Here is a 17,422-nt window from a genome sequence, read left to right as displayed (position 1 = left end):
CCACGCCCCGCGGGACCGGCTCGGCCCCGGCGAACCGGACCGCGCGCCCCGCCGAACCGGCACGAACCCGCCGAAGGTTCGGCGGGCAGGAACCGAAACGGCGGGGCCACGCGTAGCCGCGACACCGTCCGCCGCGCACCCGGCACAACCCCGCCAGACCGGCCCGGCCCCGCGGGAACGGCTCGGCCCCGCCAGACCGGCCCGGCCACACCGCCAAACCGGCTCGAACCCGCCGAAGGTTCGGCGGGTACGAGCCGAAACGGCGGGGCCACACGCCAGCACCGCCTCAGCCCCCGCGCATCCGGCGCACTCCCGCCCGATCGGCACGGGCCCCCTGGACCGGCGCCGCACCTCCCAGACCGGCACGGCCCCGCGGGAACGGCTCGGCCCCGCCAGACCGGGCCGCGCGCCCCGCCGAACCGGCACGAACCCGCCGAAGGTTCGGCGGGCACGAACCGAAACGGCGGGGCCACACGCCAGCACCGCCTCAGCCCCCGCGCATCCGGCACGGGCCCGCACGGCCGGACGGCCGGACGGCCGGACGGCGCCACCCGCCCCGCAGCAAAGGTCGGATGTATGGTGACTCCATGGCAGTGACAGACGAGGCGATCTCGAAGATCCAGGCGATGATCGTCGCGGGCGACCTCAAGCCCGGCCAGCGCCTCCCTCCCGAGAAGGAGCTCAGCGAGAGCCTCGGCCTGTCGCGCAGCTCCCTCCGCGAGGCGGTCAAGGCGCTCGAGCTCATCCGGGTGCTCGACGTCCGCCGCGGCGACGGCACCTACGTGACCACGCTCGACCCCGGCCTGCTGCTCGAGGCGGTCTCGTTCGTCGTCGACATGCACCAGGACCACTCCCTCGTCGAGCTGTTCGAGGTGCGGCGCATCCTCGAGCCGGCCGCCGCGGCGCTGGCGGCGACGAGGCTCGACGCCGACGCGATCGACGAGCTCCGCACCCTGGTCGACGAGGTCGACGAAACCACCACCGTCGAAGACCTGGTGGCGCACGACCTCGACTTCCACGCCCGGATCATCCAGGCCGCCGGCAACGCCTACCTGTCGAGCATGCTCGAAGCCCTCAGCAGCCGAACCGTCCGCGCGCGCATCTGGCGCGGCCTCACCGAAGAGCGCTCCGTCAGCCGCACCCTCGACGAGCACCACGCCATCGTCGACGCCCTGGCCCGCCACGACGCCGACCTCGTGCGCGCGCTCGTCACCGTGCACGTCAGCGGCGTCGAGAACTGGCTCCGCCGCTCGCTCGAGTAGTCCGGCCGCCCTCGACCACCGGGCGCAGGAACTGGCCGGACCGTCAGAGGCCACCGCCCGAGCCCGGCCCCACGCCGTCAGGCGGGCACGCCGACGTGATAGACGCGCGACGCCGTGCCCGACTCGAGCGCCTCGCGCTCGTCGGCCGCCAGCGCCGCCAGCACGGCCCTCCCCCGTGCCGCCGTGTCGGCGTACGTCCCGGCCGTCAGCGACACCGGCCAGTCGCCGCCCCACATCAGGCGGTCGGCGCCGAAGGCCTCCAGGGCCACGTCGGCGGCCTCCCGCGTGTGCTGCCCCAGGCCGGAGATCTTGGCGAAGACGTTCGGCCGTCGGGCGAGGTCTGCCACCGCCGCGCGCCACGACGGAGTAGGCGACTCCGGCTTGCCCAGGTGGTCCACCACGATCCGGAGCGACGGCATGGCGTCGGCGAGGCGCGTCAGCGCCGGCCACAGGCGCGGCCAGGCGTCGGGCACGTCCAGGGGCAGCCGGTGCGCCGCGAGCAGCCGGAGCGTCTCGCGCACCGGCGCCCGGTCGAGCACGTCGTCTCGGGGATCGTCGTGGATCAGCTGGCGAATGCCGACGATCGGCTCGCCGAGGAGCCTCCAGCCGTCGAGCCGCCGCTCTGCCTCGCCCGGCGACTCCAGCGGGACCCAGGCCACCACTCCCAGCGCCCAGGCGTCGGCCGCGGCGGAGGATCGTGCCACCCGCAGCAGCTCCTGCGTGTCGCGGTCGGTGTCGGCCGCCTGCACGAGGACCGCGCCGGTCACGTCGCCCGAAGCGAGAGCGGCCGACGCGTCGTCCGGCCCGAACGACGCGTGGACGGGCCCGAGAGCGGGAGTGTTCCACGCGTAGTCGCCCGAGGCGAGGCTCCACAGGTGCAGGTGCGCATCGATCATCGTCACGGAATGAGGCCGTGATCCTGCAGGTCGCTCCAGAGCGCGTCGGGCACCTCGGTCGTGAAGCGTGCGACGTTCTCGGCAATCTGCTGAGCCGTGCGCGCGCCGATCACGACGCTTGTCACGGCCTCGTGCCGCAGCGGGTACTGCAGGGCCGCCGCGGGCAGCTCGACCCCGTGGCCCCAGCAGACCTCGGCGAGGGTGCGCAGGCGGTCGAGAACGGCCTCGGGCATCTCGCCGTACTCGTAGGGCAGGTCGCCGCGCGGCACCGGCGACGACAGCGCGCCGGAGTTGTAGACGCCCACGGCCACCACCTCGACGCCGGCGGCAATGCACTCCGGCAGGAGATCACGGAGCGCGGGCTGCTCGAGCAGCGTGTACCGGCCGGCGAGCATGACGACGTCGACGAGCCCGGTCGCGACGGCCGCCCGGAGGGCATCGACCGACTTGGAGCCGACGCCGACCGCCCGCACGACGCCTTCGGCCCGGAGCGCGGCCATCGCCGGCAGCGCCGTCTCAAGCGACGACTCGAGCCCGTGCTCCTCGGGATCGTGGAGGTAGAGCGCGTCGACACGGTCGTGGCCGAGCCGCTCGAGACTCTCGGCGAGCGAGGTGCGGATCCCGGCGTCGGTGGCGTCCCAGACCCGGGCCACATCGGCGGCGACGGCGAAGCCCCTGTCGTCCTGCCGGTGCGCGGTGGACGGCGAGGGCCGCAGCAGCCTCCCGACCTTCGTCGACAGGAAGTACTCGTCGCGCGGCCGCCCGGCGAGGGCGGCGCCCAAGCGGCGCTCCGACAGCCCGAGGCCGTAGTGCGGCGCCGTGTCGAAGAGCCGCACTCCGGCGTCCCAGGCGGCGTCGACCGCCGCCCGGGCGTCGGCGGGGTCGAGCTCGGCGAACAGGTTGCCCTGGGCGGCGGCGCCGAGGCCGAGCCGTGGGAGGCCGAGCCGCGATCGGCCGACGCCGAGCACGGCCGGCGCAACCGATGTCACTGGCCGACCTCGATCGGCACCGTCTCGGGCAGAGTCCAGACCAGCGGGATCCCGGAGTCGTCGCCCGTGTAGTCGTCCTCCACCTCGAGCAGCTCGGCCATCTTGGCCTGCCACTCGGCGTTGACGGGGTCGTCGGCGAGTGCGAGCCGCATGGCGCGGTAGTCGTCGACCTCGACGAGGTGGAACAGCTCGCGGCCGCTCCGCCAGATGCTCCAGGCCGTGACGCCGGCGGCGCGCAGTCTCGGATCGAGCGCGTCGGGGATCGCCGCGTGGATGCGGTCGTAGTCGGGCTCCCGGCCCGGCTTCAGCCGGGTGTGGAGGGCGATCCGCTCCGTCACCGGGCGCCCTCCCTGAGGAAGATCTCGACCACCGGGATCGCCACATCGGGCCGGACGACCGGCAGCTGCAGGGTGAGAGTCCCGGCGGGCTGGCCGCCCATGCCGGTCGTCAGGGCAGGCGTGCTCGGGTCGATCTCGCGGAAGCTCAGCTCGGATGCGTCGTTCAGGAGCTGCGCGTACTCGACCTTTCCGGCGAGACCGGGCAGGTGGATGTGCTCGAACGGCCACGAGAACAGGTGCAGGTAGAGGCGGTCGCCGCGCTGCGTGTAGCGGGCGTCGACCGGGGCCTCGAAAGCGGAGGCGCCGGCGCCGTGGATCGAGCGGTCATGGCGGCGCATCCACTCGGCGAAGGCGTCGAGCGCGTGCGTGGCGACGGCGTCGAGCTCGCCGCGCGCGGTCGGGCCGACGTTCAGCAGCATGTTGCCGTTCTTGGAGACGCCGTCGATGAGCATGCGGATCATCAGCTCGGGCGCCTTGTGGTTGTGGTTGTCGCGGAAGTAGCCCCAGCTGCCGTTGATCGTCTGGCAGGCTTCCCACGGAACCTCGACGCCGTCAACCGTCATCGGCTCTGAGGGCTGGTACTGCTCGGGCGTGACGATGTCGCCGGGGATCGCCAGGCGGTCGTTGACCACGATGCCGGGCTGGAGCTCGCGCGTCAGCGCGAGGAGCTCCTGCGATCCCCAGTCGTCTTTGCCCTTGCCGCCCCACACCGGGTGGTGGTGCTCGACCTCGTACGAGAAGTCGTAGAAGAGGTAGTCGATGCGGCCGTAGTCCGTGAGGAGCTCGCGCACCTGGCCGTGGAGGTACTCGCGGTACTTCGCCATGTCGCGCCCCTCCTGCAGGCGGGCGATCTCGTCGGGCGAGTCGTCCCGGCGCGGGTGGCGGCCGTCGATGGTGAAGTCGGGGTGGTGCCAGTCGAGAAGCGAGTGGTAGAAGCCGACGCGGAGGCCCTCGGCGCGGACGGCGTCGACGAATTCGCGGACCAGGTCGCGGCCGGCCGGGGTGTTGGTGGCCTTGTAGTCGGTGAGACGGGTGTCCCAGAGGCAGAAGCCCTCGTGGTGCTTCGTCGTCAGGACCACGTACTTCATGCCGGCGGCCTTGGCGGCGCGGGCCCAGGCACGCGGGTCGTAGAGGTCGGGATCGAAGTACTTGGCGTACTTCTCGTACTGCTCAGTCGGGATCTTCTCGTAGTTCATCACCCACTCGTGGCGGGCGGGCAGGGCGTAGAGGCCCCAGTGCACGAACATGCCGAATCGGTCGTGGACGAACCAGGGCGCGATGCCCTCGGGTGCCGTGTCGACGTCGGTGTCGGTCGGTGTGAGCGTGGTGGTCATGCGAAGCCTTTCCAATTGGGGGTCAGCGGCCGCCGAGGCCGCTGGTGACGATGCCCTTGACGAGGTGGCGCTGGAGGACGATCAGGAGGGCGACGGTCGGGATCATCGAGATCACGCTGGCCGCCATGACGAGGTTCCACTGGCTGCCCTGCTGGCCGAAGAACTGCTGGAGGCCGAGCGGGATCGTGCCGTGCGCGTTGACGTCGTTGACGACGATCAGCGGCCAGAGGAACGAGTTCCAGTACGAGATGAACGAGAAGACGGCGAGCACCGCGAGGGTGGGGCGGGCCAGCGGCAGCATCACGAAGAAGAACGTGCGGATCGTGCCGGCGCCGTCGACGCGGGCGGCGTCGTCGAGCTCCTGCGGCACGGTCAGGAAGAACTGCCTGAGCAGGAACGCGCCCAGCGCTGTGAACGCCCACGGGATGATGAGCGCCTGGAAGGTGTCGACCCACCCGAAGCCCTGCATCATGACGTACATCGGGATGACCAGGACATCCTGCGGGATCATCAGCGTGGCGAGGAACAGGATGAACACGGTGTTGCGCCCGCGCCAGCGGAGCCGCGAGAACGCGTAGCCGCTCAGCACCGAGACGGCCATGTTGATGATGGTGCCGGCCGCGGCGACGAGGATCCCGTTGATCAGGAAGCGGGCGAACGGCAGGTAGGTGAACGCCTCGACGTAGTTCTGCCAGCGCAGCTCGGAGCCCCACAGGGTCGGCGGAGTCGTGAACGTCTCGGAGGCCGGCTTGAGCGAGGTCGCCACCATGTAGATGAGCGGCGAGATGAAGGCCAAGGCGATCAGGCACAGGATCGCGTACCCGATGCCGCTCCTGACCCGGTCGCGCGTCGAGCGATGCACGATCCGCTTCGGTGCCGGGCGGACCCGGCCGATCGTTCCGCTACTCATAGTGCACCCACTTCTTCTGGCCGATGAACTGCACGGCGGTGACGCCGAGGATGATGATGAAGAGCACCCAGGCGCCGGCCGATGCGAGGCCGAGCTGCTGGTACTGGAAGCCCTGGTTGTAGATGAACTGGACGAGTGTCAGGGTCGACGAACCCGGCCCGCCCTTCGTCAGGATGAACGGCTGGATGAAGACCTGGAACGACGTGATGAGGGTCATCATCGTGGCGAAGAACACCGACGGCGAGATCATCGGGAACTTGACGCTCCAGAAGGTGCGCCAGGCGCCCGCGCCGTCGAGCTCGGCCGCTTCGACGAGGTTCTCGGGCACGGAGTCGAGGGCGGCCGAGAAGATCAGCATGTTGTAGCCGAAGCCCTGCCAGACGCTCATCATGACGACGGCGATCATCGCCCAGCTGGTGCTGGCCAGGAAGTTCGGCGCGTGGAACCCGAAGAGCGTCTGCACCGATGCGTCGATGGCCCCGCCGGGCTGGTAGAGCATGCGCCAGACGACGACGTTGGCGACGATGGGCGTCACGGTCGGAATGAAGAACAGCACCCGGAAGACGTGGCGGTTGCGGATCTTTGGCGTCAGCCACGCAGCGAGGCCGAGCGACACGATCAGGTTCAGCGGGATGTACAGCACCGTGAACAGGAGCGTGTTGAGAAGGGCCGTCCGGAAGATCGGGTCGCCCAGCAGCTTCGAGTAGTTGTCGAAGCCGATGAACTGCTTGTCGCCGAGGAGCGGCCAGTTGTTGAGGCTGATCACCATCGAAGCCACGATCGGCACCAGGGTGAAGACCGCGAGGCCGATCACGTGCGGGCTGGCGAAGGCGAGACCCCACCAGGATCTCCTCCCCCGTGCAGCTCCGGGGGTCTCGCGGGGATCCTCGGCCGTGACGGCCGCGATGGCCGGCGTGGTCGGAGGTGCGACGGATGTCGTTGTCATGGGTGTGGGTGCCTCCCTGTTGCGGACCTCGAAGGGCGCAGTTGCGGACCTCGAAGGGCGGGCCGCGGTGTGCGGCCCGCCCGATGCACTACTGGGGCAGCTGCCCGGCGATGTCCGACAGCACCTTCGCGCCGCTCTCCTGGCCGTTGACGGCCTGGATGGCGTACTGCGTGAAGAGCTGGCTCAGCTGGTCGCTGTTCTTGTTGCCCGGCAGAGGCACGGCGCCCTTGAGCGCTACGGCGAACGTCTCGTCGGCGCCCTCGATCTTGGCGTTGTCGAACCAGTCCTGCTGCACCGAGGTGCGGCCGGGGAACGCGCGGCCCTCGGCGGCGAGCCCGCCGAGCACCTTGGCGCTCGTCATGGAGACGATCGCCTTGTAGGCCTGGTCGGGGTACTTGCACTCCTTCGAGATGCCGAAGCCGGATCCGGCCGAGTACGTCGTCTCGGTCGTGTCGCCGACGGGGAGCGTCGTGACGCCGAGGTCGAACTTCGCCTTCTCCTTCTGCGTGATCAGCGACCACGGGCCGTCGGTGTACGCGGCGACCTGGCCGTTGACGAACGCGTTGCCGTCGGCGGACGCGTCGCTGGACGCCTCGGTCGAGTAGCCCTTCTTCACGAGGGTGGCCATCCAGTCGAGGCCGGCCGCGAACTTGGCGTTCGTCGGGTCGAGGGTGCCGTCGCTCGTGACGACGCGGCCGCCGTTGTAGGCGAGGATCAGCGACTCGAGCGGAATGTCGCCGACGTTCGGTGCGAAGAGCGTCTTGCCCTTGGCCTTGAGAGCGGCGCCCGCCGCCTCGAAGTCGGCGGTGGTCCAACCCGGCTTCGGCTCGGCGACACCGGCCGCCTTGAACATGTCGCGGTTGTAGAACATCAGGAAGGGGCCGGTGTCGTACGGCAGGGCGTAGAGCTTGCCGTCGACCTTCATGCCGGTGAGAGCCGTCTGGTCGAACTCCGACAGGTCGGTGCTGTTCTTCTTCACGAGCGAGTCGAGGTCGACGAGCTGCGAGGTGTAGTTGGCGGCGCGGAGGCTCTGCAGCGTGACGATGCACGGCGCGCTCGACGACGACAGCTGCGTCTGGAGCTTGGTCCAGTAGTCGGCGAACGGGGCGCCCTGGATGGTCACCTTGAGGCCGTCCTGGTCGGCGTCGGCCGCATCGGCGACCTTCTGCCAGGCGGCCTGGTCGGCGTTGCCGGAGATCCACATGCCCCAGGTGAGGGCGTCGGCGGACTGCCCGCCGGCGGATGTGGAGCCGGAGCAGGCGGCCAGCGCGAATGTCATCGCGATGGCGGCTCCGGCGAGGAGAGGGCGGCGTTTCATGACTGGCTCCACTTCGTTGTGAGGGTGTCGGTGCTGTGTTCAGTTCAGGGGTGTTGCCGAGTTGAGGTCAGCGTCATCGAAGGCTCAGCGGGAGGCGACGGCGACCGGCTCGCCGATCTCCAGCCACACCGAGCCGTGCGGATACGAGTAGGCCTGAGCCGACTCGGGCAGCATGTCGGCGCCCGCGCCGGGAGCCGTCGGAGCGACGTAGTTGCCGTCGCGCATCACGACCGGCGTCGCGAAGTGCTCGTGCAGGTGGTCGACGAACTCGATCCGGCGGTCGTCGAGCGAGCCCGAGACGGCAACGAAGTCGAACATCGAGAGGTGCTGCACGGCCTCGCACAGCCCGACGCCGCCGGCGTGCGGGCAGACCGGGATGCCGAACTTGGCGGCCAGCAGCAGGATCGCGACGTTCTCGTTCACCCCGGCCACGCGGGTCGCGTCGATCTGGAGGTACGAGAGCGCCTTCGCCTGCAGGAGCTGCTTGAAGACGACGCGGTTGGCGATGTGCTCGCCCGTGGCCACCGGCACGGGGGCGATCCGGCGGGCGATCTCGGCGTGGCCGAGGATGTCGTCGGGGCTGGTCGGCTCTTCGACCCAGGCCAGGTCGAACTGAGCGAGCGCGCCGATCCACTCGACGGCCTCGTCGACGTCCCAGCGCTGGTTCGCGTCGATCGCGATGCGGATGTCGGGGCCGACGGCCTCGCGGGCGAGCCCCAGACGTCTGATGTCCTCGTCGACGCTCGCACCGACCTTCAGCTTGATCTGGGTGAAGCCGTCGCGGACGGCCTCCTTGCTGAGGCGGACGAGCTTCTCGTCGGAGTACCCGAGCCACCCGGGAGTCGTGGTGTACCCGGGGTACCCGGACTCGAGGAGGAGGGACTCGCGTTCCTGCCGCCCGTCTCTCGAGGCGTTCAGGATCGCCAGGGCCTCGTCGCGGGTCAGCGCGTCGGAGAGGTAGCGGAAGTCGACGAGGTCGACGATCTGCTCGGGGGTCAGCCGGGCGAGCAGCTGCCAGAGCGGCAGGCCCGCGCGCTTGGCCTTCAAGTCCCAAAGGGCGTTGACGACGGCGCCGACCGCCATGTGCATCACGCCCTTCTCCGGGCCGAGCCAGCGGAGCTGCGAGTCGTGGACGAGCTCGCGCCAGACCCCGCCCATGTCGGCGAGGAGCGCGTCGACGTCGCGGCCGACGAGGAACGGGGCGAGCGCCTTGTAGGCGGCGACCTCGACGTCGTTGCCGCGGCCGATGGTGAAGACGAAGCCGGAGCCGCTGAGGCCGTCGGCGTCGTCGGTGTGGATGACGACGTACGCGGCCGAGTAGTCGGGGTCGGCGTTCATGGCGTCGGATCCGTCGAGGTCGCGCGACGTCGGGAAGCGGACGTCGCGGCTCTCGAGCGAAGTGATGCGGCTCACCTGGACTCCTTTGACGAGGTGGGGGCACACCGCGGTGACGAGCACCGCGAGGTGGGGCACGGCATGCGGTGCCGTGATGTGCCGCAACTCTAAACATCCGATGTCTGGTGAGTCAAGAGGAGATTTTCTCTGCTCGAGGGACTACTTTAGGCAATGCAAAGGTGCAGACACTTGATGAATTGCGCCGAATTCGACGATTAGGAGCGCAATGCGATTTCTCAGGACCGGCCCGCTCGGGTCGGAGCGACCCGCCGTGGCGACCGACGACGGCACGTTCGACATCTCGTCGGTGCTCGACTCCCTCGGGGTGAGAGACATCGGGCCGGAGTTCTTCGCGGCGGGTGGGATCGACGCCGTCCGCAACGCTCTCGGCGCGCTCCCCGCCACGACGCCGGCCGAGCGCATCGGCTCGCCGATCGCGGCCCCCGGCAAGATCGTCTGCATCGGCCTCAACTACCGAGACCACGCCGCCGAGACGAACGCGGCGATCCCCGACGAGCCGATCGTCTTCATGAAGGACCCGTCGACGATTGTCGGTCCGAACGACGACGTGCTCATCCCGCCGACCAGCACAAAGACCGACTGGGAGGTCGAGCTCGGCATCGTGATCGGGGCCGAGGCGCGGTATCTGGACTCGCCCGACGAGGCGAGTTGCTGCATCGCCGGCTACGTCGTGTCGCACGACGTCTCGGAGCGCGAGTACCAGCTCGAGCGCGGCGGACAGTGGGACAAGGGCAAGTCGTGCGAGACATTCAACCCGCTCGGCCCGGAGCTCGTCACCGCCGACGAGGTCGACCCGTCGAACCTCCGGCTGACGCTCAGCGTGAACGGCGTCTCGCGCCAGGACGGCACGACCGCCAACCTCATCTTCGACGTGCCCTACGTCGTCTGGTACCTCAGCCAGTTCATGGTGCTGCGCCCCGGCGACCTCGTCAACACGGGCACCCCGGCGGGCGTCGCGCTCGGCCTGCCCGACCACCCGTACCTCCGCGAGGGCGACGTCGTCGAGCTCGCGATCGAGGGGCTGGGTGCCCAGAGGTCGACGTTCCGGCGCGCGACCGCGGGCGCCGTCGCGTCGTCGGCTGCGTCTTCTCGGGCGGCCCGCGCATGACCGGGCAGCTGGACGGCCTCCGCGCCGTCGTCACCGGCGGCGCCTCGGGTATCGGGGCCGCGATCGTCGACGCTCTGCTCGCCGGCGGCGCCCGAGTGGCCGTCATCGACCGCGCCACCGACGGAAGCCACCCCGATGCCTTCGCCGTGCAGGCCGACATCGGCGACGACGCCTCCGTGCGCGCGGCGATCGACGCCATCGCAGCCGAGCTCGGCGGCATCGACACCCTCGTGAACAACGCGGGCATCGGCGCTCAGGGCACGGTCGAGGCGAACGACGACGAGGAGTGGCACCGCGTCTACGACGTCAACGTCGTCGGGCTCGTCCGTGTCTCGCGTGCCGCGCTCCCCCACCTGCGCGCCGCCGGGGCCGCGTCGATCGTGAACACCTGCTCGATCGCGGCCACCGCGGGGCTCCCCCAGCGGGCGCTGTACTCGGCGACGAAGGGGGCCGTGCTGGCGCTGACGCGCGCCATGGCGGCCGACCACCTCCGCGAGGGGATCCGCGTGAACTGCGTCAACCCCGGCACCGCCGACACGCCCTGGGTCGGGCGCCTGCTCGACTCGGCCGACGACCCGGCCGCCGAGCGCGCCGCCCTCGAGGCGCGACAGCCGCACGGCCGGCTGGTCTCGGCCGCCGAGGTGGCCGCCGCCGTCGCGTACCTCGTCAGCCCCGCCGCATCGTCGACCACCGGCACCTCGATCGCCGTCGACGGCGGGATGCAGAACCTGCGCCTGCGCGACTGACCCCGCCTCTGAAAAGTCAAGGAGATGTGTGGCGCGGCGGCCTCGGATCGCACTGAGGCCGCCGCCCGACGCCGGTTTCTCCGTGAAATTCGGAGGCGGGGCGGGCGTAGCGTGCAGGCATGAGCGACTTCACGTACCAGGGCCCCGCCGACATCGACCGAGCCATCGGCTACTTCGTCGGGTTGGACGACAGCGAGAAAGACGCCCTGGCCGTCATCGAGCTCGACGGCGTCATCGACGAGCTGCAGGCCGAGTACGAGAAGGCCAGCGCCAACCCGGCGTACCGCCCCACCGACGACTTCCTGGTGCGCCTCGGCGACTACCTCGGCATGGCGGGCGACAGCGCCACGGCCTAGGCGGTCAGCGCCCGTTCGAACGGGGTGCGGAACACCGGCTTGACCAGCGCCCCGCCGAGACGCTCCTGCAGCGAGGCCCCCGCAGCGGCAGCCAGCGCAGGAACGTCGGTGCCCCGATCGGCCACCACCTTCACCCGAACCTCTCCGTCGGCCGCCACGGCCCACCCGCCGACGATCTCGCCACCCCACCACACGGTCGGCCCGAGGTTGCCGTTGGTGTCGAAGTGCGGGGCGGGGTCGACGCCGAAGAACCACCCCCGCTGCTTGTAGCCCATCGGCGTCGGGTCGAGGGCGGGCAGCAGCGTGATGGCCGGCGGCGCGGGCTCGACGTCGAGCTCCGCGCCCGCGAGGGCGACGCCGGGCTCGCCGTCGAGGTCGACCTCGTCGATCGCCAGGCGCCCGAGGGCGGCCCGCACGGCGGTCTTGGTCCACCCCGTCCACCACTCGATGTCAGAGACGGGTGCCGGACCGAACACGCGCAGCCACTCCTCGACGAGCGACGCCTGCGCCTCGGCCTGCTCGACGACCGGCAGCCCGTCGGGCCACCAATGCTCGAGCGGCTCCCAGCGGTGCAGGCGGGTCGTCCACTCCCCCGCCGCCGTGCCGCGGACGATGCTCCCCTCGGCGCTCATCAGCGTCAGGAGGATGCTCGTCACGTTCTGAGCGAGGTCGGACTTCACGCGAGGGACGATCGCCGTGCGGAGCCGCGGCTCGTCTGTGCTGAGCTGCGCGCCGGTGGCCGTGCCGCGGGCGAGGAGGCCTGCGTGAGCACCCTGCTCGACCTCGGACACCCAGGCCCCGATATCGCCTGTGATCGGCGGCTCGGTGCCGTTCAGCTCGAGCATGCGCACGAGGCGCCTGCGGAGCGTCACGGCGAGGGGCGTGCTGGCCACGGCCTGCACGACGGGGACGATCTCGCGGGGGAAGACGAAGAGCGTGCGGCGCATGGCCATCCAGCGGACGAGCGCGCGGCGGTCATACATGGCGGCCTGGACGTCGGCGATGGTCAGGTCGCGGGCGCGCGCGAGCACCTGCAGATACACCGAGGCGGGGTCGGTGGCGTGGAGCGCGAGCACCGACCGGGTCGCCTGCTCGGGAGTCGCGGCGTCGCCCGTGAGGTGGTGCCGCCGCACGAGGAGCGCCCGGCGATCGGCTGCGGTGAAGGTGCGCATGCTCCGACCGTAGCGTCAGCCGCCGACACCCAGGGCCGTTCGCGCAACGGTCACCGGCCGTTCACATTTCATTGCAGATTCATAGGCAACCTAGAGGAAGTCCCCCGCTCGGGGGGCGTCAACGAGGAGACTGCAATGCGAAAAACAGCCAGCACCCGTCACAGAAGAGTCGCGATCGTAGCCGGCGTCGTCGCCGCCGCTGTCCTGCTTCCCAGCGCGGCATTCGCCGGCGCTGAGGCCGCTCTGTCGCAGAACGGCGACGCCACGCGCCTGGCCGGCGACCAGACCGCGGCCGTCAAGGCCGCCATCAAGGGCTCCAAGGCGAAGAACGTCATCCTGCTCATCGGCGACGGCATGGGCGATTCCGAGATCACCGTCGCGCGCAACTACGCGTACGGCGCCGCCGGTCGCTTCCCCGGCCTCGACGCGCTGCCGCTGACCGGCTCGTACACGACCTACTCCCTCTACAACTCCGGCCCGGACAAGGGCAAGCCCGACTACGTGACCGACTCCGCCGCTTCGGGCAGCGGCTGGGCCACCGGCACCAAGACCTACGACGGCGCCATCTCCGTCGACATCGACGGCGCCCCGCAGGCGACCATCACCGAGATCGCCAAAGCGAACGGCTACCGGACGGGCGATGTCTCCACCGCCGAGATCCAGGACGCCACCCCGGCCGTCCAGGTCGCCCACGTCGACGCGCGCAGCTGCTACGGCCCCGACTCGACCTCGTGCGGAGACGACTCGCTCGTCAACGGCGGCCTCGGCTCGATCAGCGAACAGCTGATCGGCACGCGCCCCGACCTCACGCTCGGCGGCGGCTCGACCAGCTTCACGCAGACCGCGAAGGCCGGCAAGTACCAGGGCCAGACCCTCTTCGACCAGGCCGAGGAGCGCGGCTACAACGTCGTCTCGACCGGGGCCGAGCTCGCCGCCGTCAAGAAGGCCGACCAGAAGAACCCCGTCCTCGGCCTCTTCACCCCGGGCAACTTCCCCACCCGATTCGCCCCCAGCACGGCGACCGTCGGCGGAGCCAGCCTCGCCCCCGTCACCTGCCAGCCGAACCCGGAGCGCCTCGGCTCCGATCTCAGCCTCAAGACGCTGACCAGCAAGGCGATCTCGCTCCTGAACAAGCCGAAGGACGGCAAGGGCTTCTTCCTGCAGGTCGAGGGCGCATCCATCGACAAGCAGGATCATGCCGCCAACGCGTGCGGCCAGATCGGCGAGACGATCGACTTCGATGAGGCCATCCAGTCCGCGCTCGCCTTCGCGAAGAAGGACGGCAACACGCTCGTCATCGCTACCGCCGACCACGCCCACACGAGCCAGATCGTCGACTCGACGCCCCCGGCGACCCTCAGCACCGCGCTGACGACGGTCGACGGCACCACGATGAAGGTCGCCTACGGCACCGCTGCGGCCGGCGGATCGCAGCAGCACACCGGAACCCAGGTTCGCATCGCGGCCTACGGCCCGGGAGCGGCGAACGTCGTCGGCCTGACCGATCAGACCGACACCTTCTTCACCATGGCCCGCGCTCTGAAGCTCGACACCGACACGGCGTCGCTCAGCGACAAGGGCCGCGCCTCGGCGAGCGACTCGCGTCCGCGCCCCTCGGAGAAGGTGACGATCACCGGCACGAAGTTCGCCGGCGACCGCCAGGTGAGCGTCACGGTCGGCTCGGCCGATCTCGGCACGTTCGACGTGATCGACGGCTCGGTGTCGGTGAAGCTCACGGCTCCCGTGAAGCTCGGCGACGTGGCGATCACGCTGAGCGGCGTGCAGACCGGCCATGACGCCGTCGCGAAGATCCGCGTCACCAAGTAGCGCATCGCGAGAGACCCCCGCCTCCGGCACCCGCGCACAGTCGCGGCTCACGTGCCACGCCGGAGCGGGGGTCTTCCGTACGCCCCGAGCGAAGCCCACCTCGCGTTCACCGCCCGGCCACGAACCGTTTCGTCCGGTCGGCGAGGCTTGCCGGGCCCGCCCACCGATCTGAACGGACACGCATGCGCCCGCCCCTCGTGAAGCTGGGAGCCATCACGCTCACCGGCTCGCTCGCCTTCGCCGGCATCCTCGTCGCCACCACCACTGCCCAGGCCGCTCCCGACTCCGGGATCGTCATCAACGAGATCGAGTCGCAGGGCGGAACCCCGGGCGACTGGATCGAGTTCGCCAACCTCTCGCCGACGGCCGTCGACATGTCGGGCATGGTCGTCAGAGACGACGTCGACACCGACTCGTACGTGATTCCCGACGGCACGACGATCGCGCCGGGTGCGTTCTTCACGGTCGATCAGCTCGGCGGCACCGGCGTGACGACGGGCTTCGACTTCGGCCTCGGCGGTGCCGACTCCGTCCGCCTCTACGACGCAGACGGCACGACGCTCGTCGACGCGCACACCTGGACCGCCCACGCGACCACGACGTACGGCCGCACCGCAGACGGCTCGTTCCGGACGACCTCCGGGGCGACCAGGAACGCCGCCAACGAGTTCCCCGAGCCCACACCGACTCCGACGCCCACTCCGACCGCCACGCCCACGCCCGGGGGCGGGTCCCCTGCGGGGCTGGCCTTCAACGAGGTCGAGTCGAACGCCGACGACACCGACTGGGCCGAGGTGACGAACACCTCGACCGAGGCCGTCGACATCTCGGGCTACACCTTCAAGGACAGCGACGACACCCACTCGTACGTGCTGCCCCGGGGCTCGATCGTCGAGCCCGGCGCGTTCGCCGTCATCGACCAGAAGACCACGACCGACGACGGCTTCGACTTCGGCCTGGGCGCCGACGACGCCGTCCGCCTGTTCGACACCGGTGGCGCCCTCGCTGTCAGCTACAGCTGGACCACCCACAGCGCGGTGACCTACGGCCGCTGCCCCGACGGCACCGGCGACTGGACGACCACGACCGTCTCGACCAAGGGCGAGGCGAACGACTGCTCCTCGCCGGTCAGCATCAACGAGGTCGAGTCGAACGGCGGCTCGCCCGACGACTGGGTGGAGCTCACGAACATCGGCGCGTCGACCGTCGATATCTCGGGCTACGTGTTCAAGGACAGCGACGACACCCACTCGTACGTGATCCCCGCCGGCACCACCGTGGCCGCAGGCGGCTTCACCGTGCTCGACACCACGACCGCCTCGACGCCCGACGGCTTCGACTTCGGCCTCGGCGGCGCCGACAGCGCGCGGCTGTTCCTGGCTGACGGCAGCACCCTCGTCGACTCGTCCAGCTGGACGTCGCACGCAGGAACCACCTACGGCCGCAACCCCGACGGCACCGGCGACTTCGAGCAGACCTCGGAGGCCACCAAGGGCGCCGCGAACCGCTTCGAGGGCACAGCCGTCGCCGAGACCTGGCCCGGCAGCCCCGACGAGACGGCGCTCGACGCCGAGGTCACGTACACCGGCGACCTCTCGGGCCTCGACTACGAGCCCTCCGGCACGTCGAAGGACGGCACCCTGTGGGGTGTCGAGAACGGCAACGGCAAGCTCTACAGGATCGTGTCCGACGCCTCCGGCGGCTGGGCGCCGGCCACCACCGGCGGCTGGGCCGACGGCAAGGTGCTCCACTACGCCGACGGCACCGGCACGGTCGACGCCGAGGGCGTGACGGTCGCCGACGACTCCTCCGAAGGCGGCATCTACGTCTCGTCCGAGCGCGACAACGACGTCTCGTCGGTCAGCCGCCCGGCCGTCCTGAAGTACGACGCCACGTCGCCGGCGACCGTCCTGAACGCCGAGCAGGAGTGGAACCTCGCGGCCGACTTCCCCGGCCTCGGCGCGAACTCGGGCCTCGAGGGCGTCACCTGGATCCCCGACGCGTTCCTGACCGGGAGCGGCTTCGTCGACGGTTCGACGAACGCCGCCTACGAGCCCGCCGACTACGCGGGCCACGGCGACGGCCTCTTCTTCGTCGGAGTCGAGGGCACCGCCAGCGTCTACGCCTACGCGCTCCTCAGCGACGGCGGCTTCCACCGCGTCGCCACGATCGCTACGTCCTTCCCGGTCGTCGCCGACGTGCAGTTCGACGCCGACCTCGGCCGGCTCTGGGTCGTCTGCGACGACGCCTGCGAGGGCCAGACGGCACTGTTCTCGATCGACGACTCCGGTGCGTTCACTCAGAGCTCGCTCTACGACGCCCCGTCGAACGCCGACCCGGCCCTCGCCAACGAGGGCTTCGCGATCGCTCCGGCCGCCACGTGCACGACCGACGGCGAGCGCGAGACGTTCTATGCCGACGACAACGACACCGACGGCTTCTCGTTCCGCGAGGGCAGCTACCCGTGCGAGCCCGCGACGACGACCCCGGGCGCAGGAACGGGCGGCGGCGACAGCGGAACCGATCCCGCGGGCGTCCTCAGCCCCGACCAGCTCACCGCCGCGAACCGCGGCGACGTCGCCGCGGCCGACCCGTCCCTGGCCTACACCGGCACGGACGTCATCGGCACGCTGGCGGTGGCCCTGGCCCTGCTGGTCGCGGGTGCCGGCGCGATCGTGGTGCGACGCCGCCAGAAGGCGTAGCCCCGCCGCACCCTGACCTGCGGCACCACGATCGGGACTCGGCACCAGTCCCTCGCCGCTCCGCACCACGATCGGGACTCGGAACCGAGCCCGGTCGTGGTG

The 17,422-nt window shown here is 70.6% G+C and carries 15 protein-coding genes; 6 read left to right on the top strand and 9 right to left on the bottom strand.

From position 1 onward, the window contains the following. Window positions 1-587 precede the first annotated feature (587 nt). Window positions 588-1,262 carry a FadR/GntR family transcriptional regulator gene (locus AC07TY_RS00760; RefSeq protein ID WP_123505022.1) on the top strand — a complete coding sequence of 225 codons (675 nt, stop codon included), beginning with the start codon at window positions 588-590 and terminating at the stop codon, window positions 1,260-1,262. Between the two features lie 77 nt (window positions 1,263-1,339). Here the strand turns inward: AC07TY_RS00760 and AC07TY_RS00755 are convergent, their stop codons facing one another. The 8 genes from AC07TY_RS00755 to AC07TY_RS00720 all read right to left on the bottom strand — a co-directional run bounded on the left by AC07TY_RS00755 (window position 1,340) and on the right by AC07TY_RS00720 (window position 9,406). Continuing rightward, window positions 1,340-2,158: an amidohydrolase family protein gene (locus AC07TY_RS00755; RefSeq protein WP_494784540.1), complete on the bottom strand. Its 819-nt coding sequence runs from the start codon at window positions 2,156-2,158 to the stop codon at window positions 1,340-1,342. A 2-nt stretch (window positions 2,159-2,160) separates the two neighbouring features. Continuing rightward, window positions 2,161-3,147 carry an aldo/keto reductase gene (locus tag AC07TY_RS00750; protein WP_494784046.1) on the bottom strand — a complete coding sequence of 329 codons (987 nt, stop codon included), beginning with the start codon at window positions 3,145-3,147 and terminating at the stop codon, window positions 2,161-2,163. Further along, entirely contained in the window at window positions 3,144-3,485 is a 342-nt protein-coding gene (locus tag AC07TY_RS00745) for an L-rhamnose mutarotase (protein WP_494784045.1), read from the bottom strand. Before AC07TY_RS00745 ends, AC07TY_RS00750 begins: the two co-directional genes overlap by 4 nt. Beyond that, window positions 3,482-4,819, bottom strand: coding sequence for an alpha-L-fucosidase (locus tag AC07TY_RS00740; RefSeq protein WP_123505026.1), 1,338 nt, complete (start codon window positions 4,817-4,819; stop codon window positions 3,482-3,484). Before AC07TY_RS00740 ends, AC07TY_RS00745 begins: the two co-directional genes overlap by 4 nt. A 22-nt stretch (window positions 4,820-4,841) precedes the next feature. After that, a complete protein-coding gene (locus AC07TY_RS00735; protein ID WP_494784044.1) occupies window positions 4,842-5,729 on the bottom strand; it encodes a carbohydrate ABC transporter permease in 888 nt (295 codons plus the stop codon). Then, complete coding sequence (locus tag AC07TY_RS00730; protein WP_123505028.1) at window positions 5,722-6,675, bottom strand: carbohydrate ABC transporter permease; 954 nt, start codon at window positions 6,673-6,675, stop codon at window positions 5,722-5,724. Before AC07TY_RS00730 ends, AC07TY_RS00735 begins: the two co-directional genes overlap by 8 nt. A gap of 88 nt (window positions 6,676-6,763) precedes the next feature. Then, the gene (locus tag AC07TY_RS00725; RefSeq protein WP_488626590.1) at window positions 6,764-7,993 is read right to left on the bottom strand and encodes an ABC transporter substrate-binding protein; all 1,230 of its coding nucleotides are present in this window, start codon (window positions 7,991-7,993) and stop codon (window positions 6,764-6,766) included. An 84-nt stretch (window positions 7,994-8,077) separates the two neighbouring features. Further along, window positions 8,078-9,406 (bottom strand): enolase C-terminal domain-like protein, encoded by a 1,329-nt coding sequence (locus tag AC07TY_RS00720; protein ID WP_494784043.1) that lies wholly within the window; start codon window positions 9,404-9,406, stop codon window positions 8,078-8,080. A gap of 208 nt (window positions 9,407-9,614) precedes the next feature. Between AC07TY_RS00720 and AC07TY_RS00715 the strand changes: the two genes are divergently transcribed. The 3 genes from AC07TY_RS00715 to AC07TY_RS00705 all read left to right on the top strand — a co-directional run bounded on the left by AC07TY_RS00715 (window position 9,615) and on the right by AC07TY_RS00705 (window position 11,619). Further along, complete coding sequence (locus tag AC07TY_RS00715; RefSeq protein ID WP_494784042.1) at window positions 9,615-10,517, top strand: fumarylacetoacetate hydrolase family protein; 903 nt, start codon at window positions 9,615-9,617, stop codon at window positions 10,515-10,517. Then, on the top strand, window positions 10,514-11,263 hold the full coding sequence (locus AC07TY_RS00710; RefSeq protein WP_123505031.1) for an SDR family NAD(P)-dependent oxidoreductase: 750 nt from the start codon (window positions 10,514-10,516) through the stop codon (window positions 11,261-11,263). The genes AC07TY_RS00715 and AC07TY_RS00710 overlap by 4 nt, the downstream gene beginning before the upstream one ends. Before the next feature lie 119 nt (window positions 11,264-11,382). Beyond that, on the top strand, window positions 11,383-11,619 hold the full coding sequence (locus tag AC07TY_RS00705) for a hypothetical protein (protein ID WP_494784041.1): 237 nt from the start codon (window positions 11,383-11,385) through the stop codon (window positions 11,617-11,619). On the opposite strand, the gene AC07TY_RS00700 is transcribed toward AC07TY_RS00705, so the two are convergent. Then, the gene (locus tag AC07TY_RS00700; protein ID WP_494784040.1) at window positions 11,616-12,791 is read right to left on the bottom strand and encodes a winged helix DNA-binding domain-containing protein; all 1,176 of its coding nucleotides are present in this window, start codon (window positions 12,789-12,791) and stop codon (window positions 11,616-11,618) included. The genes AC07TY_RS00705 and AC07TY_RS00700 overlap by 4 nt on opposite strands. Window positions 12,792-12,926: 135 nt before the next feature. Between AC07TY_RS00700 and phoA the strand changes: the two genes are divergently transcribed. Beyond that, window positions 12,927-14,618, top strand: coding sequence for an alkaline phosphatase (gene phoA, locus AC07TY_RS00695; protein ID WP_494784039.1), 1,692 nt, complete (start codon window positions 12,927-12,929; stop codon window positions 14,616-14,618). A gap of 182 nt (window positions 14,619-14,800) precedes the next feature. Continuing rightward, window positions 14,801-17,320, top strand: a complete 2,520-nt coding sequence (locus AC07TY_RS00690) for a lamin tail domain-containing protein (RefSeq protein WP_494784038.1) — start codon at window positions 14,801-14,803, stop codon at window positions 17,318-17,320. Window positions 17,321-17,422: the final 102 nt, after the last annotated feature.

This window comes from Frondihabitans sp. GW821-FHT04F02, assembly GCF_059420045.1.
Note: the sequence above shows the minus strand (reverse complement) of the source record. Positions and strands in the feature narration are given on the sequence as shown.